The sequence below is a fragment of the Plantactinospora veratri genome, assembly GCF_036421995.1.
Taxonomy (GTDB): Bacteria; Actinomycetota; Actinomycetes; order Mycobacteriales; family Micromonosporaceae; genus Plantactinospora; species Plantactinospora veratri.
The window spans coordinates 19115-40162 of the sequence record NZ_JAZGQL010000019.1 but is presented as its reverse complement, the minus strand read 5'-3'; the positions used below and the strand labels follow the sequence as shown (position 1 = coordinate 40162).

The window sequence follows — 21048 nt, the reverse complement described above, 5'->3', positions numbered from 1 at the left end:
GCGCTGTTCCCGGAAAGAGTGCCCTGCGACGTCGGGGAAGGAGTGGTCCCGCTTCCGGGGCGGGTGCGGCGGGGCACGGGCAGGCGCGGCGGGTGCGGAAATCACATTCGCGCGTGGCGGGACGCGGTCGCCGGGAAGGTCATGACAGGATGCGGCGTGTCTCCGTTGCGCGCCGCACCCGCTGACGGCTCCCCCTCCGCCGCCGTGCCCTTCGTCGCGGACCTGCACATCCACTCGAAATACTCCCGCGCGTGCAGCCGTGACCTGACGATGCCGAACCTCGCCTGGTGGGCCCGGCGCAAGGGGATCAGCCTGCTCGGCACCGGTGACTTCACCCACCCCGCCTGGTACGAGCACCTGCGCGAGACGCTGCACCCGGCCGAGCCGGGGCTCTACCGGCTCAGCCCGGAGGCGGAGCGGGACATCGCCCGCCGGCTTCCGCCCCGGCTGGCCAGCGTCGCCGAGGCGAGCCCGATGCGCTACATGCTCAGCGTCGAGATCTCCACCATCTACAAGCGGGACGACCGGACCCGCAAGGTGCACCACCTGATCTACCTGCCCGACCTGGACGCGGTGGCCCGGTTCAACGCCACGCTCGGCCGGATCGGCAACATCGGCTCCGACGGGCGGCCGATCCTCGGCCTCGACTCCCGGGACCTGCTGGAAATCACCCTGGAGGCCAGCCCGGACGGCTACCTCGTGCCGGCGCACATCTGGACACCGTGGTTCTCCGCGCTCGGCTCGAAGTCCGGCTTCGACGCGATCGCGGACTGCTACGCCGACCTCGCCGAGCACATCTTCGCGGTGGAGACCGGGCTCTCCTCCGACCCGGAGATGAACTGGCGGGTATCCAGCCTGGACCGCTACCGGCTGGTCTCCAACTCGGACGCACACTCGCCGCCCGCCCTGGCCCGGGAGGCGACCGTCTTCGCCACCGACCTCGACTACTACGCGGTACGGGAAGCGTTGCGTACCGGGGACGGGCTGGCCGGAACCATCGAGTTCTTCCCCGAGGAGGGGAAGTACCACGCGGACGGGCACCGGCTCTGCGGGGTCAACTGGGAGCCGGCCCGGACCCGGGAGGCGGGCGGGCGCTGCCCGGAGTGCGGCAAGCCGCTCACGGTCGGCGTGCTGAGCCGGGTCGAGGACCTGGCCGACCGGCCGGACGGGCACCGGCCGGCGAACGCGCCGCAGGTCACCCACCTGATCCAGCTCGCCGAGATCCTCGGTGAGATCAACGGTGTGGGACCGAAGTCGAAGACCGTCGAGGGGCAGCTCAACACCCTGGTCGCCGGGCTCGGCGCCGAGTTGGACATCCTCACCGTCACCCCGGTCGACGAGATCCGCCGGGTCGGCGGCGAACCGCTCGCCGAGGCGATCACCCGACTCCGGCGCGGCGAGGTGCGCCGGGTCCCCGGCTACGACGGCGAGTACGGCGTGATCACCCTCTTCGAACCCGGTGAACTGTCGTCCGGCTCCGGCGGTGCCGGCCGGGGCGGCGCCGGGCAGGCGGAGACGCTCTTCGCCGACGCGCTCTTCGACGTACCCGTGCCGCGACAGCGACCGCCCACGGAGCCGAAGGCGCCGGCCCGGCCCGCCCGGTCGACGGCCCCGGCGCCGGCCGCACCGGCGGAGCCGCGCCGCCGGACCCGGGCCGCCGGACCGCCGGCCGAACCCGCACCGCCGCTCGCCCCGCCGCCGTCGCCGCACGAGCCGTTCGAGCCGATGCTCGCCGGCATGGAGGAGGTCGGCACCGGGCTGCTCGACCGGCTCGACGCGATGCAGCGGGTCGCCGCCTCCGCACCCGGCGGGCCGCTGCTGATCGTGGCCGGCCCCGGCACCGGTAAGACCCGCACCCTGACCCACCGGATCGCCTACCTCTGCGCCGAGCTGAACGTCTATCCGGAACACTGCCTGGCGATCACCTTCACCCGGCGGGCCGCCGAGGAGCTGCGGCACCGGTTGGACGGGCTGCTCGGGCCGGTCGCCGAGGACGTCACCGTCGGTACCTTCCACTCGCTCGGCCTGACCATCCTGCGGGAGAACGCCCGGGCCGCCGGGCTGCCGGAGAACTTCCGGATCGCCGACGACGCCGAGCGGGCGACCGCGCGGGCCGAGGCCGGCGACGACGACGCGGCGTACGTGAAGCTGCTGCGCGGCGCCGACCTGGTCGACCTCGACGAGCTGGTCGCCCTGCCGGTGGCGCTGCTGCGCGACGACCCGGAGCTGGTCGAGCGGTACCGGGACCGGTGGCGGTGGATCTTCGTCGACGAGTACCAGGACGTGGACGCCACCCAGTACGAGCTGCTCCGGCTGCTCAGCCCGGCCGACGGCAACCTCTGCGCGATCGGCGACCCCGACCAGGCGATCTACTCGTTCCGGGGCGCCGACGTGGCGTACTTCCTGCGCTTCTCGCAGGACTTCGTGGACGCCCGGCTGGTCCGGCTGACCCGCAACTACCGCTCGTCGGCGCCGATCCTGGCCGCCGCGGTGCAGGCGATCGCGCCGAGCAGCCTGGTCCGGGGCCGCCGGCTCGACCCGGCCCGACTCGACCCGGAGGCACCGCTGGTCGGCCGCTATCCGGCGGCCTCCGTCGCGGACGAGGCCGATTTCGTGGTACGCACCGTCGACGAACTCGTCGGCGGGCTGTCGCACCGCTCGCTGGACTCCGGTCGGATCGACGGCCGGACCTCGAACGTGTCGTTCTCCGACATCGCGGTGCTGTACCGCACCGACGCCCAGGCGGCGCCGATCCTGGACGCGCTGGCCCGGGCGAACATCCCGGTGCAGAAGCGCTCGCACAACCGGCTGCGGGACCGCCCCGGCGTCTCGGTGATCGCCCGCGAGCTGCGGCACGCCGACGGGCTCGGCGGCTCGGTCGCCGCCCGGGTACGCCTGGCCGGGCAGGTACTCGCCGAGCGCCACGCCACCCCCACCCTGGACGCCACCGGCGGGATCGGCCCCGACGACATCTGGACGGCGGCCGACCTGCTCACCCCGCTCGCCCGGCGCTGCGGCGACGACCTGGAGCTGTTCCTGTCGCAGCTCGGCACGGGTGCCGAGGTGGACGCCCTCGACCCGCGCGCCGAGGCGGTCACCCTGCTCACCCTGCACGCCGCCAAGGGACTGGAGTTCCCGGTGGTCTTCCTGCCCGGCTGCGAGGACGGGCTGCTGCCGCTGCGCTTTCCCGGCTCGACGCCGACCGGGGAGGAGGTGGCGGAGGAGCGCCGGCTCTTCTTCGTCGGGCTGACCCGGGCACAGGACCGGCTCTATCTCAGCCACGTGGGCCGGCGGCTGCGACACGGCCAGGAGCGGGACTGCGTACCGTCGCCGTTCCTCGACGCGATCGACGCCGGGCTCTTCGAACGGCTCGGCGACAACGTGCCCCGCCGTCCGAAGGACCGCCAGCTCCGGCTGCTCTGAGCCGTTCCGACCGGACGCCGGGTTTCCCGCCGGTCAGGCGGCGAGGAGCACGGCGCCGAGTGCGCCGGTGAGCATCGCCGGACCGTGCGGCAGATGGTCCCGGCGGCCGACCCGACGCAGCCGGAGCAGCACGGCGGCGTACCCGCTGGCCAGCAGCAGGCCGGCCAGCGCGCCGGAGAGGGCCGTGCTCCAGCCGTACCAGCCGGTGGCGAAGCCCAGCCCGAGCGCGAGCTTGACGTCCCCCGGCCCCAGCCCGCCGGGGGAGAGCAGGACCAGCCCGAGGTACGCCCCGGCCAGCGACAGCGCGCAGGCCGCCGCCACCGCGTACCGGCCGAACTGGCCGGAGGTGAGGGTGGCCGCGCCGAGCAGCCCGGCGAGACCGGCCGCCGCAGGCAGGGTGAGCCGGTCGGGAAGCCGCCGTACCGCGACGTCCACGAAGCCGAGCACGATGCCGAAGCCGGCGATCCAGGCGTACGCCAGCAGCGGGAGTACGTCGTCGACCCGGGCGGCGAGCGCGGCGTACCCGCTCGCGGCGACGACCTCGACCAGCCCGGCGCGCGGACCGACGGCTCCCCGGCAGCGCGGACAGCGCCCGGTCGGCGGCAGCACACCGAGCGGATTGCGTCGGGCCGGCGCGCCGATCGTCGCCGCGCAGTGCGGACAGTTCCGCCGGATCGACCGTCCGACCGGGCTGTCGGGGCCCGGCGGGGATTCCCCGGGCGGGCCGGCGGCGGGTACGGCGTACCGGAGGATCTGTCGGCGCAGCAGCGGTCCGAGCAGGACTCCGAGGAGCCCGGCCGCCGCCACCACGCCCGGTGTCACGTCCCGCCCTGCACCCGGCCGGCGGTGCGGTCCGGGCGTGCACCGGCCGAGGACCGTGGGCCGGTCGAGGAGCGTGGGCCGGTCGAGGAGCGTGGGCGTTCGGTGGAGACGACCAGGGCGACGCCGAACACGATCACCGCACCGCCGAGCAGCACCTTCCCGGTCACCGGCTCGTCGAGCAGCAGCGCGCCGAGGGTGACCGCGACCACCGGGTTGACGTAGGCGTACGTGGCCACCAGCGAGATCGGCGCGTGGTGCAGCAGCCAGACGTAGGCGGTGAACGCGACCAGCGACCCGGCCACGGTGAGGTAGCCGAGGGCCAGCCACGAGCGGGTGCTGACAGCGCCGAGGTCGAAGCCGTGCGTCTCGCCCCGGGCCGCGCCGAGCACGGCCAGCGCCGCCGAGCCGGCGACCATCTCGTAGACGGTCGCCACGAACGGGTCCCCGGGCATGTCGAGCCGGCCGGAGAGGAACGAACCGACCGACCAGGAGACGGCGGAACCGACCACGGTCAGCGCCCCGACGATCGGGGCCGCGCCGACGCCGCCGGCCGGCAGTACCAGCAGCACCAAACCGGCGAAGCCGGCACTCACCCCGAGCAGGGTGGTCAGCCCGGGCCGGTCCCCGGTGCCGGCCCGGAGCATCACCACCAGCAGCGGCACGATGGCGATGAGCAGCGCGGCGACGCCGGAGGAGACCGCGGTCGACGGCGGCCCCGACTCGGCCAGTACCACCAGCCCGTTCCCGCCGGCCAGCAGCAGTACGCCGACCAGCGCGGCGCTGCCCAGCTGGCGGCGGGTCACCCGCAGCCCGCCGGGGCCGCGCCAGAGCCGGAGTACCACCGCCAGCACAGCGGCGGCGACCGCGAACCGGGCGGCCGCCGAGAGCAGCGGTGGCAGGGTCTCCACGGTGACCCGGATGCCGAGGTAGGTGGATCCCCAGACCAGGTAGACGACGCCGAGCGCGGTCCAGATCAGTGCGGAGCGGGTCACCGGCGCCGGGGCGGCGGGTTCCGGCTCGACCGGGACGACGCGCTCGGACTCGACCGGGGCGGCGGGTTCCGGCTCGACCGGGACGGTGCCGGCCGGCGAGGTTGGCGCGCTTCCGGGAGGTGAGCTCATCGGGGGGTCACGCTACGGTGACCACAGCAGGCTCGTCCCAGGCGGGTGGCGAGCCTCTCACCGATCCGTACCAGGAGGACAGTCGATGGCCAACTACGGACCGCCCGGCGGACCGTATCCCGGTCCGTCGCAGCCGTGGAGCAACCCGGACCGGCAGACCACCGACGAGTACGGCCAGCCGGTCGACCCCTGGGGCGATCAGGACCAGGCGGGCGGGCCGGCGCACTGGGGCGGCGGGCAGCCGTCGGCGCCACCCCCGGGCGGCTGGACCGCCTCCGACGCCGACCCGGTGTGGGCGACGCCGCCCCCGGATCCGTCGTGGTCCACCTCGACGCCGGACCCGATGCCGAAGGGTGGTGGCAACCGGACCTTCGTCGCCGTCCTGGTCGGGTTGGCGGTGCTGGTCCTCGGCGGTGCGGCGCTCGGCGTCTACCTGCTCGGTCGCGACGAGACGCCGTCGGACGCCCAGCCGCCGGTCACCGAGCAGTCCGAGGAGCCGACCGAGCAGACCAGCGCACCGGCCGAACCGGCGCCGACCAGCGCACCGGCGGCGCCGGACGCGTCCGCCACCGACGCGCGGTTCGTCAAGGCCGGTCAGTGCGTCCGGAACGAGGGTACGGAGGCGGCGCCGAAGCTGGCGATCACGGGCTGCACACCACAGACCTACGAGGTGCTCGCCCGCTACAACGGCGTGACCACCGGCGCCCCGGACGCCAAGGCCAAATGCGCCCAGGTGCAGAACTACACGAACTTCTACTTCTTCAACAGCGAGCTGGACGAACTGGACTTCGTGCTCTGTCTTCGGAAACGATAGTTCCGCGGAGTGCCGCCTCCCGGCGCTCCGACGAGACCGGCGGAGGTTCGAGCGACCTGCCGCGTACGATCCGCGCCTAGCCGACCCCTGCGTCAACCCTCCCAGCTTTGCGTGACGCGGTCGGCGCGCCCGCCCCTGGAGAAGCATGTCGATTTACGGAACGCCTGCCGGAGGGCAGCCCGAAGACCCGTACCGGTCCCAGTCCCCCTCGTCGGGCCCGCCGGCCGGTGGCGATCCGCCGCCGCCACCGATTCCCGGCTACCCGCCGCCCGGCTATCCGCCGCCGGTCGGCACCGGGCATGGGCAGCCGAACGACGCAGCGGGTCCGGCGTGGGGCCAGCCACCGTCGAGCGGCGGACCGTACCCGACAGGTAGCCCGTACGGCGCTCCCGCCGGGCCGGCTACGCCGTACGGTCCGGCCAGTGCCCCGGCGGGGTCCGGTCGTGGGCTGAAGATCGCTCTCATCGTCGGCGGGATCATGTTGCTGCTGCTCTGCGCCTGTGTGGGCGGCGGAGTGTGGTGGCTGGTCGACCGGGCCGGCGACGACTCCGGGCCGGACGTCGGTGCCCCCGCCCCGAGCAGTTCGGCGGGGTCGACCCCGAGCCGTCCCCCCGGCACCCCGTCCGAGCGGTACGCCAAGGGGGACTGTGTGGTCAACGACGGCACCGACGACGAGCCGGAACTTCGCAAGGTGCCGTGTGGACCGGGCACCTACGAGGTGGTGTCCCGGATTCCGTTCAGCACCGACGCGGACCAGTGCAAGAACGACCCGGTCTTCGGCTCGCCGGAGGCGGACGCCAACTACGTACAGGACGACCCGCTGGACCTGGGTGACTTCGTACTCTGCCTGAAGCGGCGCTGACCAGCCGGCGCGGATCGGCTTCGGTAGGGAAAACTAGGGCCGTCTAGCATTCACGCTAGACGGTCCTAGTTTCTGCTCGACGATCCGGTGACGGCGCGACACGAGTACCCCGGTCTACGGATGTCTAGCGCCCCGGCTAGACGGCCCGATAGCGTGCGATACGTGGATCCGGTCCGCAACCCGTACGCGCCGGGCGCCGGCCAGCGCCCGCCCGAACTCGCCGGGCGGGGGCGGGAGCTCGAGGTCTTCGACATCGTGCTGGAGCGGATCGCCCGAGGCCGCCCCGAACGCAGCCTCGTCCTCACCGGCCTGCGCGGAGTCGGCAAGACCGTACTGCTCAACACGCTCCGGTCCCAGGCGATCAGCCGGCTCTGGGGCACCGGGAAGATCGAGGCCCGGCCGGACCAGTCGATTCGCCGCCCGGTGGCCGCCGCCCTGCACATGGCGATCCGGGAGCTGGCGCCCCGGCACCGGGCACCCGACCGGATCGACGACTTCCTCGGCGTGCTCAAGGCGTTCGCGCTGCGTTCGGCTCCGGCCGGCTCGGGGCGGGGTGCCGGGGCGGCCCGACTGCGGGACCGCTGGCAACCCGGCATCGACGTACCGGCGGCGAGCGGGCGGGCGGACTCCGGCGACATCGAGATCGACCTGGTCGAACTCTTCACCGACGCGGCCGAGGTCGCCGCCGACGTCGGTACCGGGGTCGCGGTCTTCCTCGACGAGATGCAGGACCTCGGCCCCGAGGACGTCTCCGGGCTCTGCGCCGCCTGCCACGAGCTGTCCCAGCTCGGCGCGCCGCTGATCGTCGTCGGTGCCGGGCTGCCGCACCTGCCCGCCGTACTCTCCGCCGCCAAGTCCTACTCGGAGCGGCTCTTCCGCTACCAGCGCATCGACCGGCTGGACCGGATCGCCGCCGACCAGGCGCTCTGCGCCCCCGCTGCCCGGGAGCAGGTCGAATACGAGCCGAAGGCGCTCGACCTGCTCTACGAGAAGTCCGGCGGCTATCCGTACTTCGTCCAGGCGTACGGGAAGGCGACCTGGGACGCGGCGCCCCGCTCCCCGGTGACCGCCGCCGACGTCCGGGTCGCCGCGCCCGAGGCCGAGGCCGAGTTGGCGGTCGGGTTCTTCGGGTCCCGCTTCGAGCGGGCGACCCCGGCCGAACGGGAGTACATGCGGGCGATGGCCGCGCTCTCCCTGGTCGAGGCGCCGGACGGCGACGACGGCACCGGGGGTGCCCCCCGGGACGACATGGACGCCGCCGTCTCCACCGCCGAGATCGCCCGTTCGCTCGGGCGCAAGCCGGCCAGCCTCTCGCCGGCGCGGGACGCGCTGATCAAGAAGGGGCTGATCTACTCGGGCGAGCGCGGAACGGTGGCCTTCACGGTTCCGCACTTCGGCCGGTACCTGCGGACCCAGCCGGCCTGACCGGCACCGCGCGGCGCCCCGCGACCGGCACCACCCGACAACCTGGCGGACCTCAGACCTGTGACCAGGGCGGCGGGAAGGTCACCTCGCCGCTCGGCACCGGGTCGTCGGAGCCGTCCACCGACGGCAGCACCAGCACCTGCCACGGATCACCCAGCCCGGACCACTGGCTGGTCAGCCCGAACCGGGCGGCTGGCTCGAACCCGAACCGGCGGTAGTAGGCGGGGTTGCCGAGCACCACCACCAGGCGCTCGCCGAGTTCGGCGGCGGCGTCGAGCGCGGCCCGGACGACGTCCTGGCCGTAACCGCGACGCTGCCGGGACGGCCGCACCGCCACCGGGCCGAGCGCCAGCGCGGGAAGTCCGCCGGGCCACACCTCGACCCGGCTCAGCAGGGCGTATCCGACCAGTTCGCCGTCGACCTCGGCCACCATGGACAGCTCGGGCAGCCACGCGTCGCTGACCCGTAGCGCCTCGACGAGCTGCACCTCCGCGGGCAGCCGGGTGTCCGGGCTGGCGAACGCCTCGGCGACAAGTTGCCGGATCGCCACGGCGTCGGCCGGACCCTCTGCGCGGAGCCGCACGGTCGTCACAGCTCGCGACGGTACCGCGACCGCGCCGTCCAGTCTCCCACTTCGAGGGGTGAAGAACGTTGCGAACGGGTAAGACTTGAGCCATGAAACCCGTACGCACCGTGGCCCGTACCCTGTTGAGCACGATCTTCGTGGTCAGCGGCGCCCGCGCCGTGGCCAACCCCGAACTGCACGTGGACCGGGCGAAGCGGGTGACGGACAAGGTCGCCCCGCTGTTGCAGGGCATGCACGAGGGAATCCCCACCGATCCGACGAGTCTGGTCCGGGCCAACGGCGCCGCCCAGTTGCTCGGCGGGCTGCTGCTGGCCACCGGGCACTTCACCCGACCGGCGGCGGCGCTGCTGGCCGGCACGCTGGTGCCGACCACCATGGCCGGGCACCGGTTCTGGGAGCAGGAGGACCCGGCGCAGCGGCGCCTGCACCAGGTCCACTTCATGAAGAACCTCGGGCTGATGGGCGGGCTGCTGCTCGCGGCGGCGGACACCGAGGGCCGGCCGGGGCTGGGCTGGCGGGCCAGCCACGCGGTGGGTGGCGGCCGTCGACGGGTACGCCGGGCGGTGCGCAGCGCCCGCCGGGACGCCCGGATCGCCGTACGCTCCGCGGCGGCGGCCCGGAAGCTGCCTGGCTGATCCCGCCGCACCCCGCCACCCCGGGGATCGCCGCTGCCGGTTGCCGGATGGTCGGCCGTCGGTGTGCCGGGCGGTGCCGGGATCTCGCCGATCGGGCCACGCTCCATGCCGGACATATGCTAGTTTCACCTGACTGAGCAGCTGTGAATCACCTGAACCGCACTCCCTGCGTTAACGCGGTGGAAATGTCGCGAACCAGTGTGGGATCGGACACGGTCGCATAACGCAGGAGGCATTCGAGTGACCCACCGTTCTAGGCTCCTCGGAGGACCTGGGCGGAAGACCGACATTGGTACGGGGGTGGCCACGCCATGCCGGCGACCGTCGAAAGACGGCTAGGCCGCCTCGCCCCAGTCCGCCGCTTTGCTCGTGGGATCGACCGTCGAGCAGTCGTACGGATCGGCGTCGTCGCCGTCGTCTGCTACGCCGCGTGGCTCGCCATCGCCACGTTCGGACGGCCGTACAACTTCTTCGACATGAAGATCTACCACGGCGCGGTGGTCTGGTGGGCGGGCGGACACGAGCTTTACGACTTCATCGCACCCAGGACCACCCTCGGCTTCACCTATCCACCCTTCGCCGGGCTGGTCATGCTGCCGATGGCGAGCATCCCGCTCGGTCTCGCCGGCTGGACCAACATCGTCGCCAGCGTCGCGACCCTGGCGGTCGTACTCGCCGCCCTGCTCAAGCCGATCACCAACCGGCTCGGCTGGTCGCTCTGGTTCACCCTCGGCCTCGCCGTGCCGATGGCGGTCGCCATCGAGCCGGCCCGGGAGACGCTCGGCTACGGCCAGGTCAACCTGCTGCTCTTCGGTCTGGTCATGGCCGACCTGGTGGCGCTGCGCTGGCGGGCCCGGCGCGGCAGCCGGATCAGCGCCGGTGACGGCCCGCTGCGCCGGCTCTTCTTCAGCGGCGCCTGGGCCGGGGTCGGCATCGGCCTGGCCACCTCGATCAAGCTCACCCCGGCGCTCTTCGTCGTCTACCTGCTGATCACCCGGCAGTGGCGCGCCGCGGCGACCGCGGTCGGCACCGCGATCGCCGTCACCGTCGGCACCTTCGCGATCGCCGGCCGCGAGTCGACCACCTACTTCATGTCGGTGCTCTGGCAGACCGAGCGGGTCGGCGCGGCGGACATGACGCCGAACCAGTCGCTGGCCGGCGTGCTCGCCCGGCTGTACGACTCGATCGAGACCCCCACCCTGCTCTGGCTCGCCTTCGCGATGCTGCTGCTGGCGCTCGGACTCTCCCGCGCCTCGCACTCGCACGCCGACGGCGACGAGCTGACCGCCTTCACCCTGGTCGGGCTCACCACCAACGTGATCAGCCCGATCTCCTGGTCGCACCATCTGGTCTGGGTGATCCCGGCGATCCTGATCCTCGCCGACGCCGCGAGTCGACGCCGGACCGCCAGTCGGGGCCCGTGGCCGCGTCCTGCACACTCGACGGCCGGTCCCGCCGGGGTCACCGGACTGCGCGCACCGATCTGGTTCCCCACCCTGACCGGCCTGCGGCACGGCGTGGCCGCGATCGGGCTCTACCTGCTCTTCCTGATCTCACCCATCTGGCCGTACGAGCACCAGCTGCCGGAGGTGTCGCACTACCAGGACGGCTTCTTCGGCGCCCTGATGGAGAACTCGCTCGCCCTGGCGATCATCCTGTTGGTCGCCGCGCTGCCGTGGCGGCCCGGCGCCGAGCCGGCGTTCTACGCCGAACACGCCCGGTTCGACCGCCGGCTCGCCGGCCAGCGGTGACACGCCAGCGGTGACACGCGGACCTGCCGGCCAGCGGTAGCGGGACGGACGACGACCAGCGACGGCGACCGGCTCGCTCGCCGGTCGGCGTCAGGGGCAGTTCACCCACTCCTCGGTGCCGTCGGCGAAGAGCTGCCGCTTCCACACCGGCAGCCGGGCCTTGACCTCGTCGACCAGCCGGGCGCAGGCCGCGAACGCCGCCGCCCGGTGCGCGGTGCTCACCGCCGCCACCAGGGCGACGTCGCCGATCTCCAGCGGGCCGAGCCGGTGCGAGACCGCCACCGCGTGTACGTCCGGATCGGCCGCGATCTCGGCCGCCACCTCCCGCAGCACCTCCGCCGCGCTCGGGTGGCCCTCGTATTCGAGCCGGAGCACCGACCGGCCGTGGTCGTGGTCGCGTACCACGCCCTGGAAGGAGACCACCGCGCCGGCGGCGGCGTCGGCGACCACGGACTCGTGGAAGGCCACGTCCAGCGGGGCGGTGCCGACGGCGGCGTGCAACCGTCCGGTCGGCGGCACGGCTCCGGTGTCGACGGCCGGCTCGCTCCGTACGCTCATCTCACACTCCTTGCTGGGGTCGCTCACCGGGCAGCAGCGGCAGCGGTACGAGTGGCACCCGGTCGCCCGGTTCGCCCGTGGTGCCCGGGGCGATCACGGCGAACCCGGCCGCCCCGGCCAGCCCGCGCAGCATCGCCGAGCCGACGTGCCGGACCGGGGTGGCGGTGTTGTCGGCGGGGTCGACCCGGACCAGCGCCAGGTGGGTGAAGTCGCCCCGCCCGGTCACCGGCTCGGCCAGCGTCACCCGGGGCAACTCCGGCATCACCCGGCCGCGCAACCCGGCCAGCAGCGGGGCGACCAGGGAGACGGTCGCGACGATCGCCGACTGTGGATTGCCCGGCAGCCCGGCGACGAACCGGCCCCGCCCGTCCGGCCCGGTCACCCGGGCGAGCAGCATCGGAAAACCCGGGCGTACGGCCACGGTGTTGACGACATATTCCGCGTCGAGTTCGCGCAACGCCGGATGCAGGTGGTCGACCGGGCCGTGCATGGTGCCGCCGGTGGTGCAGACCAGGTCGGCGGTGGCGAGCCCCTGGCGAAGCGCCTCGACGTGCGCCTCCAGGGTGTCGGCGACCGGGCCGACGACATCGGCGGCGGTGATGGTGCAGCCGTACCGGCGCAGCCAGGCGGGAACGGCCGGGCCGAGCGAGTCGCGTACCCGTCCGGCGCCGGGACGGCCGGCGGTGAGCAGCTCGTCACCGAAGATGATCAGGGCGGCCCGGGGTGCCCGCCGGACCCGGAGGGTGTCGTAGCCGCACGAGGCCGCCAGCCCGATCACACCGGGGTCGACCGGGGTACCGGCCGGCAGCAGCTCCTCACCGGCGTGCGCCTCCTCGCCGGGGGCCCGCCACTCCGGCCCCGACCGCAGCGTGCCGGCGACGAGCCCGTCGGCGGTACGCGTCGACTCCTCCACCCGGAGCACCCCGGCCGCACCGGCCGGCAGCATCGCACCGGTGGCGATCTCGACGGCGGTGCCCTCCTCGTTCAGCGGCGGCGGTGTGCTGCCGGCGAGGACCCGGCCGACGATCCGCCACGGCCCGGTGCCGCGTACGGCCCAGCCGTCCACGCTCGACGTCGGAAAGGCGGGCAGGTCGGTGAGGGTGGTCAGCGACTCGGCCAGGGTCTGGCCGTCGGTCTCGGAGACCGGCATCTCGACGGGTTCCGGTGCGGCGGCGCGGCCGGCGTCGTAGACCCTGGAACGCGCCTGCGCCCAGTCCAGCGTCGGTGGACCGGCCGACGGATCGGCGGCGACGGCCGCCTCGGTGCTCACGCCGCCCCACCCGCTCCGAGTAGGGCCGCCTGCTGCGCGCTCCTCACGTTCACCGTCCGAGCCTATCCTCGCGGTACGACCGCCCGCCGACGAGTTCAGTCGGTACGCGGGTGGTCGCCGCCCCGGAGCTGGTCGACCGCGTGCCCCAGGATCGGCCCGAGTACGGCGAGCCCGTCCCTGGCGCCACCGGTGGAGCCGGGCAGGTTGACGACCAGCATCCGGCCGATCGCACCCGACAGGCCACGGGAGAGCGCGGCCGTCGGTACCCTTTCCCGGCTGTGCGCCCGGATCGCCTCGGCGATGCCCGGGATCTCGTAGTCGAGCAGTGCCCGGGTCACCTCGGGAGTCCGGTCGGTCGGGTTGATGCCGGTGCCGCCGCTGGTCAGCACCACGTCGACACCCTCGGCCGCCGCGCGGCGCAACTCGACGCCGACCGGGTCGCCGTCGCGCACCACCACCGGCTCGTCGACCTGGCAGCCGAGCTTCGTCAGCCCCTCGACCAGCAGCGGGCCGCTGGTGTCGGCGTAGACGCCGGTGGCCGCGCGGTTGGAGGCGACCACCACCCGGGCCCGGATCACGGCCGGTCCGCCGGTCGGGTCCAGTCGCCGGTCTTGCCGCCTTCCTTGCGCAACACGCGTACCCCCTCGATCGAGGCCGCCGGGTCGACGGCCTTGACCATGTCGATCAGCGCGAGCCCGGCGGTGGCCACCGCGGTCAGCGCCTCCATCTCCACGCCGGTCCGGTCGGCGGTCCGGACCGTCGCGGTGATCTCGACCGTGTCGTCGCCGGGCTCCAGGTCGACGGTGACGCCGTGCAGGGCGATCGGATGGCAGAGCGGGATCAGGTCCGGGGTGCGTTTCGCGCCCATGATGCCGGCGAGCCGGCCGACGGCCAGGGCGTCGCCCTTCGGCAGCCCGTCCCGGCGCAGCAGCTCGACCACCTCGGCCGTGGTACGCAGCCGGCCGGCGGCAACGGCCCGGCGCACCGAGACCGGTTTGGCGGAGACGTCGACCATCCGGGCCGACCCGGCGGGATCGACGTGGGTGAGGTGCGCGGGCTCGGTCACACGGCGAGCTTAGAGGAAGGCCGGTCCGCGAACGCCGGCTCCACCAGCCGCTGCCCGGTCGGAACGCCACTGGCGGCACAGCGGTTCGGGTGAGGAAACGGATGCCACTTGGAAACCTGTCGCGGGTGCGTCACGACAGCCGTACCCGCTCCCTCACCCTTACCGCAGCGGTGATCGGGGGGCGACCACCGCAGCCGGTCTCTTGTCGATTCCCCCGATGCTCGACCACGACACGACCGATGCGGAGAACCCTAGGCGGGGCCGAGATAGAAACTCGATAGATGATCGATACGTCCGGTGAACCGGCCCGACTCGGGCACCTGCCGGTCCTCCGTCGGTTGGGGGCAGCGTCACCGCGATCGAGAACTCGACTGGTCACCACTCGCAGCCAGGACCAGCCGAGTCAGCTTGCGCTCCACCTCGAAGCGTTCCGGCACACCCATTTTTCTGAAGATCGCCAACGCCCGCTCCCAGTGCCGACGCGCCTCAGCCGGATCCTGCGTTTCCAGTCCCGCCATTGCCGCCAACGCCCGCCCCTGCTCGTACGGGTAGCTGGCCCGTGTCGCCAGCGTCAGCGCCTCACGATGATAGTCGAGCGCCTTCGTGGGCATGCCCAGCGCCGCAAGTGTCAGTCCGATGCCGTTGAGAGCCGCGGCCTGGCTGAGCGATTCACCTCGACGGGTGGCGGTGGCAAGTGCCAATTCGTAACGCTGCCGGGCCTCGTCCAGCCGTCCCAGCTCGCGGTAAGCAGTACCGAGGTTGTCAAGCGCGAAGGGAAGGCCATACGGGTTACCCGTTCTGTCCTTGAGCCAGAGCGCGGCTCGCAGGTATCGAATCGCCCGCTCATGCTGACCAAGGCGGACCCTGACCGCTCCAATGTTGGTCAAGGCCAACGCGACGTCGAACGGCCTCTGGGCGATGCGACTGACATACAGGTGCAGCCGGTGGACCGAGAGCGCCTCCCTGTACTCCCCCAGGAGCATCAACGACCAGCCGTAGCTCGGCAGGACGGACGACGCGTCGATCGCCCATCGTCGACGGTCGGCCAAGGACTGACGGTAGATCGCCAGCGACTCGGTCAACCTACCCAGTTGACAGTAAACAATCGCGAGATTCGTTCTACTTATACACATGCCCTGCCGGTCGTCGACAGATTTCCGCACCTCAATCGCCCGTTTCAGGTCGCGTAGTGCCCGCTGCGGGTCACCGATCTGCAACCAGGCATAGGCCCGGTAGTTGTGAGCGGCCGCGCTTGCCGAGAGGTTACCGAGAGAATCTGCTGCCTCCACCGCATGGCGTTGGGTTTCCAGGATGTCGTCGTGGTATCCACGGATGAAATAGAACCTCCACACCACTCGGGCCAGTCGCCACACCTCATCCAGATGCCGGCCTTCAACTGCGACGCGGATCAGACAGAGCAGGTTGCTCCGCTCCTCTTCGAGCCAGTCCGGGCCAACGGACGAGAACGCGGCGACCAGGTCGGGACGCATCGGCGAATCGAGTCCCAGTTGGTCCGCCAATGCGACCGGTTCGACAGTACGGTTGGCGACGAGGGCGAGATGCAGGTAGTGGTCGAGTAGCCGATGGATCGCGAGCCTCCGGTCGGCGGGTTCCAGCGCGACCGTGAGCAGTTGCTCGGCGTAGTCACGTAGCAGGTCGTGTAGTCGGAATCGGTCTACACGGGGCTCCTCCACCAGGTGACGATCAACGAGTTCGTCGAGAACGAGACTCGCCTCAGCCAGTGACAGGTCGGCCAGCGCAGCCACCGCACCCGTCCCGAAGTGTTCACCGGGATAGAGTCCGAGCAGCCGAAACACTCGTTTCACGGGCTCTCGAAGTGGTTCGTACGACAGGGCGAACACGGCGGCGACGGTCCGGTCCTCGGCGAAAAGCTCGCCGAGTACGTGGCCGCCTCGGTCAAGTCGCTGCGCGAGGTCCGCCACACGCCAGCCGGGCCGGTGGGTGAGGCGGGCACCGGCCAACCGGATCGCCAGGGGAAGGTAGCCACATCGGCGTGCCACCGCCGCGGCGGCCTCTGGTTCGGCTCGTAGCCGGTCCCGCCCGGCAACCCGTGCCAGCAGATTGATCGAATCCTCCTCGTCGAAAACCGCCAACGACTCGGGAGGGTTCCCGTCACCGGCAAGCAGCCGACGACGACTGGTCACCAGCACGAGCGTGCCGGGCGCGGCGGGCAGCAGCGGTTCGACCTGATCCCTGCCGCCCGCGTTGTCGAGCACGACGATGACCCGCCGGGCCGCAAGTTCCGACCGCCACAACGCGATCCGGTGCTCGAGTTCGGCGGGAATCCGGCCTGCCGGTACGCCGAGTTGCCGTAGCAGGGTCACCAGTGCGGCGGCGGGGTCAACCGGCCTGGCTGGGCTGTGTCCTTGCAGGTCGATGAAGAGCTGTGCGTCTGGGTACCGTGCGGTGAGCTTGGTGGCGACGTGCACCGCGAGGGCCGTCTTGCCGATTCCCGGCATCCCATCGATCATCTGCACGACTGCGGTTGCCGGGTCCGCGTGCTCCGCCGTCGTCATCAGCCTCAACACGGCGTCCGTTCGACCAGTGAAGTCGGCGAGCGGCCGAGGAAGCCAGCTAGTCGGGGCCTCCGACGCCCGATCTGCCCGCCGGATGGGGGAGACGACAGTCGGATCGGTGGCCCGGACCGGGACGGACGAACGTGTCTCCACGCGAAGGGTAATTGGAAGGTCGCGGTTGAGTACTGCCTTGTGCAGTCGCTCCAGCTCCTCCCCGGGATCGATGCCGAGCTGGTCGATCAGCAGAGCTCGTGCGGTGGCGAATGCGTTCAGGGCTGCGGGGACGTCCGCGTCCTCGTAGTGGGCGCGGATCAACAGCGCGTGACCGCGTTCGCGTAGGGGGTTAGCTCGTAGATGCTCGCGGAGCATCGTGATGGCCTGGCGGGGTCGGCCCGTGGCCAGGCAGAGTTCGGCCCATTGTTCGACCAGGCCGAGCCGCTGCTCGATCGCACTCGTCCGCCGCGCGGACAACACCGGTCCGAGCGGCACCCCCGACAACATCGGTCCCCGCCACCGCTGCTCGGCCCGGCAGAACAGGTCGTCCGCGTCCGACAGACCCCCGGCAGCGACAGCCTCGCCGGCCCGCTCGCACTCGGCTTCGAAGCCGAGCAGGTCGATGTCGTCGGGCTCCGCCCGCAACTGGTAGCCGGGACCGCATCGGACCAGCAGACCCTTCGTCGAATTCAGCCGGTCGAAGATCCGTCGGAGGCTCGCCGCGTAGCCGCGGGTGTTCGCCACCGCCGACGCCGGTGCCGCCTCCGGCCACAGCTCGTCGATCAACTCCTCGACTGTGACCAGCCGACCGGGCCGGATCGCCAGCATCGCCAGCACGGCCTTTTGTTTCGGGGGACCGGATGGCATCGGCGACCCGTCTATGAGGACCTGCATCGGCCCGAGCAGCCGAATGTCAATCATCGCGGCACCAAACCAGACAAACGAGACGAACTCGGCCAGTCACCGGGAGCAGCCTACCGATCATCTCTAAGACACATTCATCAACGTCATTTTTTTGTCACATCCGTCGCCGCGTAACAGAACCCCACCTACGGACGCTATCCCCCAAGATGAGAGGGTTTGCCGTACGGGTGGACGCAGGGTCAGCAGATCGACACGAAGCGAGTTCTACCAGGTCATCCGATGGAAGCCGGCCGACGAGCGACCGACACTCGACGTCAATCGAGTGGGACGGATCACGTCTCTCACCCACGCCGCGAACCTCGCCGTGAAACAGCAACGAATCCTATAACGCGCAGATCGGATCTTCCAATGCACCGGCAGAGCGGGTATCCCGGAGGAAGCCCTCCCGTTCCTGCGTCCACGGCCCGGTAGATGCCTGACGCTCTGGATGCCATATATGGACAGAGCGTGACGAATCAGACGGTAGTTGACTAATACTGAGTATACCGACATTTATTGTCGCTAACCCTGCCGTTGTAGCCCTAAGCTCTCCCCCATCGAACAACGGGAAAGACCGACGGGGACTATTCCGAACAATTCGGTTGCAGGCGGACAGCTTATCGAAGGGGGCACAGGGCGATGCGCTCCAACGACTGGTACTAGGAGATTCGACCCGTCACACAGCGGTGTTGAGGTTGCTACCGTTACAGACCACAAGGGTTCGGTGACGTTGAGGAACCGGTGTGAGTCAGGGACAGCGAAACGACAACGAGACCGATCAGCGGCTACAGCCGCTCCTCGGTCTCGTCGCTGTTTCCGCGGTCCTCGCCACAGTCCTGTCGCTGCTGAACACCCCCAGACCACCAAGGTCCTTCGACGACCTGGTGATGGTGCTGGCACTCATCCTGACGATCACGGTAAGCGCGAGCGTGCAGGCGCCAATCAGGATCCGCTCCACAACCCATGCCATCACGTGGAACGACACCGCGATCGTGATAGGCGTGGCCGTGGCACCCACCTCCTGGGTGGTGCTCTGCACCGGTGTCAGTTTGGCGATCTTAAGCAGGGTCCATCGCACGCCCCCCATTAAGGCGATTTTCAATATCAGCAAGAACATGCTCGTTGCCGCAGCCGCCGGTACGACACTGACGCTCGTGGACTGGGTGTGGCCACCCAGAGGACTCCAGCAGATGATCGGCCTGGTGGCACTCGCCTACACGGTCGCGGCGCTGGTCGACGAGATTGTCGCCATGCCGGTGATCGCGCTCGCGGCCCGGCGAAAGATCAGGCAACAGTTCAGTGCCAACTGGGATCTCAGACTCGTCGGCTACGCGGTGCGTTTCGTGGTCGCGGTCCTCACACTGATACTCCTGAAGGTCGACGTCCGACTGCTGGTGGCAATCCCCCCACTGGCGCTCAGTCTGCATCTGACGTACTCGACGCGGGTGCGGGCCCGGGCAGAGCGGCAGGCCTGGCAGGACCTGGCGCACACCACCGACGCGCTCAACGTCGTCGACATCAACGCCGTACTGCACACCGCCGTCGCCCAGGCCGCCAACCTCTTCTCCGCCGACGAGGTCGAGGTCGAGCTGCGGGAGAGCAGGCGCACCGTCCGGGGCAACAGCGAGACCGTCACGTACGACGGCTTCGCCAGCCAGCCCTCGACGGTCAACGGCTCGGTCATCCCGATGGAGATGAAGGGGTACGACGGCAGCCACATCGGGATGCTGCGGCTGCGCTTCCGGGGGCCGGTCAAGCTCTCCGAGCGGGAGCAGTACACCCTGCGTACCTTCGCCTCGGCGCTCTGCACGGCGGTCCGCAACGCGTCGGCGTACGCCGAGTTGAACCGGGTGGCCGAGGAGCACGCGCACGCCGCCGCGCACGACGCGCTGACCGGCCTGGCCAACCGGCGACACCTGCTCGACCGGGGCGCCGAGCAACTCGGCCAGCGCCGCACCGAGGGGGTGCTGGCGCTGCTGCTGATCGACCTCAACCACTTCAAGGAGGTCAACGACACCCTCGGGCACGCGGCCGGCGACCGGGTACTGATCCAGGTCGCCGAGCGGCTGCGCGGCGCCGTACACGGGGAGGACCTGGTCGCCCGGCTCGGCGGGGACGAGTTCGCGGTGCTCTTCCACGGTCTGCCGGCCCCGGCGGTCGCCGCGCACCGGGCCGAGGCGCTGCTCACCGCGCTGCACGAGCCGATCGAGCTGGACGGGATGCGGATCAGCGTCGAGGCCAGCGGCGGCATCGCGGTCGCGCCGAGCAGCGGCGGGATGACCGAGCTGCTGCGCCGCGCCGACGTGGCCATGTACCAGGCCAAGCGGGCCGGACGCCGGATCGCCACGTACGCCGCGACCCGGGACACCGCCGACCTCGGCCGGCTCTCGCTCGGCGGCGACCTGCCCAGGGCGGTGGCCGACCACGAGTTCACCGTCAACTTCCAGCCCATCGTCGACCTCGGCAGCGGCGAGGTGGTCGCCGCCGAGGCGCTCGCCCGCTGGCGGCACCCGGCCCGGGGCACCATCGACCCGCTGCGGTTCCTGGAGACGGTGGAACGGTCCGGGCTGCTGCCGGCGTTCGCCGAGGCCGTCCTCGACCAGTCGCTGATCGCCGTCAACACCTGGCGGGAGGCCGGCTTCGACCTGCCGGTGGCGGTCAACGTCTCGCCGCGCAGCCTGCTGGACGCCCGGTTCCCCGGTTCCGTACTGGCCCGGCTGCGCGCGCACGACCTGCCACCGGACCGGCTCGTGCTGGAACTGACCGAGACGTTGACACTCAGCCAGCTCGAAGTGGTCGACCAGGTACTCGGGCAGCTCCGGGACGCGGGTATCCAGCTCGCCCTGGACGACTTCGGCACCGGGTACTCGTCGCTGTCGGTGCTGTCCCGGATTCCCGTACACGAATTGAAGATCGATCGGGGCTTCGTCACCGCTATGGAGACCTCGGCCGAGGCCACCGCGGTGATCCGGTCCACCGTCGACCTGGGCCGGAGCCTCAACCTGAGCGTGGTGGCCGAGGGGGTGGAGAGCGAACCGCAGCGCCGCGCGCTCTGGGAGCTGGGCTGCGCCGCCGGGCAGGGGCACCTCTTCGCCCGACCGATGCCGGCCGCCCGGCTGCTCGCCGCCCTGCACCAGGGCGCGGGCGGCCGACCCGGCACGCTGGCCCCCGCCCTGCACGACGAGGGCGCCGTGGTGCGGCTCTCCCCCGGCCGCCGGCCCGGGCCGCGCCGCGCCGAGCGCCTGCCGCACCTGCCGGCGTAACCGCCGCGCGCGTCGCCG

At 71.6% G+C, this 21048-nt stretch carries 15 protein-coding genes; 7 read left to right on the top strand and 8 right to left on the bottom strand.

The annotated features are described in order from the left end of the window. Positions 1 to 156: 156 nt before the first annotated feature. Positions 157 to 3423: a UvrD-helicase domain-containing protein gene (locus V1634_RS23595; protein WP_331210074.1), complete on the top strand. Its 3267-nt coding sequence runs from the start codon at positions 157 to 159 to the stop codon at positions 3421 to 3423. Between the two features lie 33 nt (positions 3424 to 3456). Here V1634_RS23595 and V1634_RS23590 read toward each other — a convergent pair whose 3' ends face one another. Beyond that, positions 3457 to 4245 (bottom strand): A24 family peptidase, encoded by a 789-nt coding sequence (locus V1634_RS23590; RefSeq protein ID WP_331210073.1) that lies wholly within the window; start codon positions 4243 to 4245, stop codon positions 3457 to 3459. Beyond that, positions 4242 to 5366, bottom strand: coding sequence for an EamA family transporter (locus tag V1634_RS23585; protein WP_331210072.1), 1125 nt, complete (start codon positions 5364 to 5366; stop codon positions 4242 to 4244). The genes V1634_RS23590 and V1634_RS23585 overlap by 4 nt, the downstream gene beginning before the upstream one ends. 85 nt (positions 5367 to 5451) lie before the next feature. On the opposite strand from V1634_RS23585, the gene V1634_RS23580 reads away from it, so the two are divergent. From V1634_RS23580 to V1634_RS23570, 3 genes are all read left to right on the top strand, one after another. After that, entirely contained in the window at positions 5452 to 6180 is a 729-nt protein-coding gene (locus tag V1634_RS23580; protein WP_331210071.1) for an LppU/SCO3897 family protein, read from the top strand. A gap of 478 nt (positions 6181 to 6658) precedes the next feature. Next, entirely contained in the window at positions 6659 to 7042 is a 384-nt protein-coding gene (locus tag V1634_RS23575) for an LppU/SCO3897 family protein (RefSeq protein ID WP_331210070.1), read from the top strand. A 162-nt stretch (positions 7043 to 7204) separates the two neighbouring features. Then, complete coding sequence (locus V1634_RS23570; protein ID WP_331210069.1) at positions 7205 to 8467, top strand: ATP-binding protein; 1263 nt, start codon at positions 7205 to 7207, stop codon at positions 8465 to 8467. A gap of 52 nt (positions 8468 to 8519) precedes the next feature. Here the strand turns inward: V1634_RS23570 and V1634_RS23565 are convergent, their stop codons facing one another. Further along, a complete protein-coding gene (locus V1634_RS23565; RefSeq protein WP_331210068.1) occupies positions 8520 to 9059 on the bottom strand; it encodes a GNAT family N-acetyltransferase in 540 nt (179 codons plus the stop codon). A gap of 83 nt (positions 9060 to 9142) precedes the next feature. Between V1634_RS23565 and V1634_RS23560 the strand changes: the two genes are divergently transcribed. Together V1634_RS23560 and V1634_RS23555 are read left to right on the top strand one after the other, a co-directional pair. Then, positions 9143 to 9688: a DoxX family membrane protein gene (locus V1634_RS23560; protein WP_331210067.1), complete on the top strand. Its 546-nt coding sequence runs from the start codon at positions 9143 to 9145 to the stop codon at positions 9686 to 9688. 311 nt (positions 9689 to 9999) lie between these two features. Next, complete coding sequence (locus V1634_RS23555; protein WP_331210066.1) at positions 10000 to 11439, top strand: glycosyltransferase 87 family protein; 1440 nt, start codon at positions 10000 to 10002, stop codon at positions 11437 to 11439. Between the two features lie 90 nt (positions 11440 to 11529). Here the strand turns inward: V1634_RS23555 and V1634_RS23550 are convergent, their stop codons facing one another. From V1634_RS23550 to V1634_RS23530, 5 genes are all read right to left on the bottom strand, one after another. After that, positions 11530 to 11997 carry a molybdenum cofactor biosynthesis protein MoaE gene (locus V1634_RS23550; RefSeq protein WP_331210065.1) on the bottom strand — a complete coding sequence of 156 codons (468 nt, stop codon included), beginning with the start codon at positions 11995 to 11997 and terminating at the stop codon, positions 11530 to 11532. A 1-nt stretch (position 11998) separates the two neighbouring features. Then, a complete protein-coding gene (locus V1634_RS23545) occupies positions 11999 to 13267 on the bottom strand; it encodes a molybdopterin molybdotransferase MoeA (RefSeq protein ID WP_407951837.1) in 1269 nt (422 codons plus the stop codon). 95 nt (positions 13268 to 13362) lie between these two features. Then, positions 13363 to 13845 carry a MogA/MoaB family molybdenum cofactor biosynthesis protein gene (locus V1634_RS23540; RefSeq protein ID WP_331210064.1) on the bottom strand — a complete coding sequence of 161 codons (483 nt, stop codon included), beginning with the start codon at positions 13843 to 13845 and terminating at the stop codon, positions 13363 to 13365. Further along, positions 13842 to 14333, bottom strand: coding sequence for a cyclic pyranopterin monophosphate synthase MoaC (gene moaC / locus V1634_RS23535; protein ID WP_331210063.1), 492 nt, complete (start codon positions 14331 to 14333; stop codon positions 13842 to 13844). The genes V1634_RS23540 and moaC overlap by 4 nt, the downstream gene beginning before the upstream one ends. A gap of 350 nt (positions 14334 to 14683) precedes the next feature. Then, positions 14684 to 17785: an AfsR/SARP family transcriptional regulator gene (locus V1634_RS23530; RefSeq protein WP_331210062.1), complete on the bottom strand. Its 3102-nt coding sequence runs from the start codon at positions 17783 to 17785 to the stop codon at positions 14684 to 14686. Between the two features lie 725 nt (positions 17786 to 18510). Between V1634_RS23530 and V1634_RS23525 the strand changes: the two genes are divergently transcribed. Beyond that, positions 18511 to 21030, top strand: coding sequence for a putative bifunctional diguanylate cyclase/phosphodiesterase (locus tag V1634_RS23525; RefSeq protein WP_331210061.1), 2520 nt, complete (start codon positions 18511 to 18513; stop codon positions 21028 to 21030). Positions 21031 to 21048 lie beyond the last annotated feature (18 nt).

Bases quoted from the DNA above. Each gene is read 5' to 3' on its own strand.
- V1634_RS23575 (WP_331210070.1), top strand. From the start codon at position 6,659: ATGTTGCTGCTGCTCTGCGCCTGTGTGGGCGGCGGAGTGTGGTGGCTG.
- V1634_RS23555 (WP_331210066.1), top strand. From the start codon at position 10,000: ATGCCGGCGACCGTCGAAAGACGGCTAGGCCGCCTCGCCCCAGTCCGC.
- V1634_RS23550 (WP_331210065.1), bottom strand. From the start codon at position 11,997: ATGAGCGTACGGAGCGAGCCGGCCGTCGACACCGGAGCCGTGCCGCCG.
- V1634_RS23530 (WP_331210062.1), bottom strand. From the start codon at position 17,785: ATGATTGACATTCGGCTGCTCGGGCCGATGCAGGTCCTCATAGACGGG.
- V1634_RS23580 (WP_331210071.1), top strand. From the start codon at position 5,452: ATGGCCAACTACGGACCGCCCGGCGGACCGTATCCCGGTCCGTCGCAG.
- V1634_RS23560 (WP_331210067.1), top strand. From the start codon at position 9,143: ATGAAACCCGTACGCACCGTGGCCCGTACCCTGTTGAGCACGATCTTC.
- V1634_RS23585 (WP_331210072.1), bottom strand. From the start codon at position 5,366: ATGAGCTCACCTCCCGGAAGCGCGCCAACCTCGCCGGCCGGCACCGTC.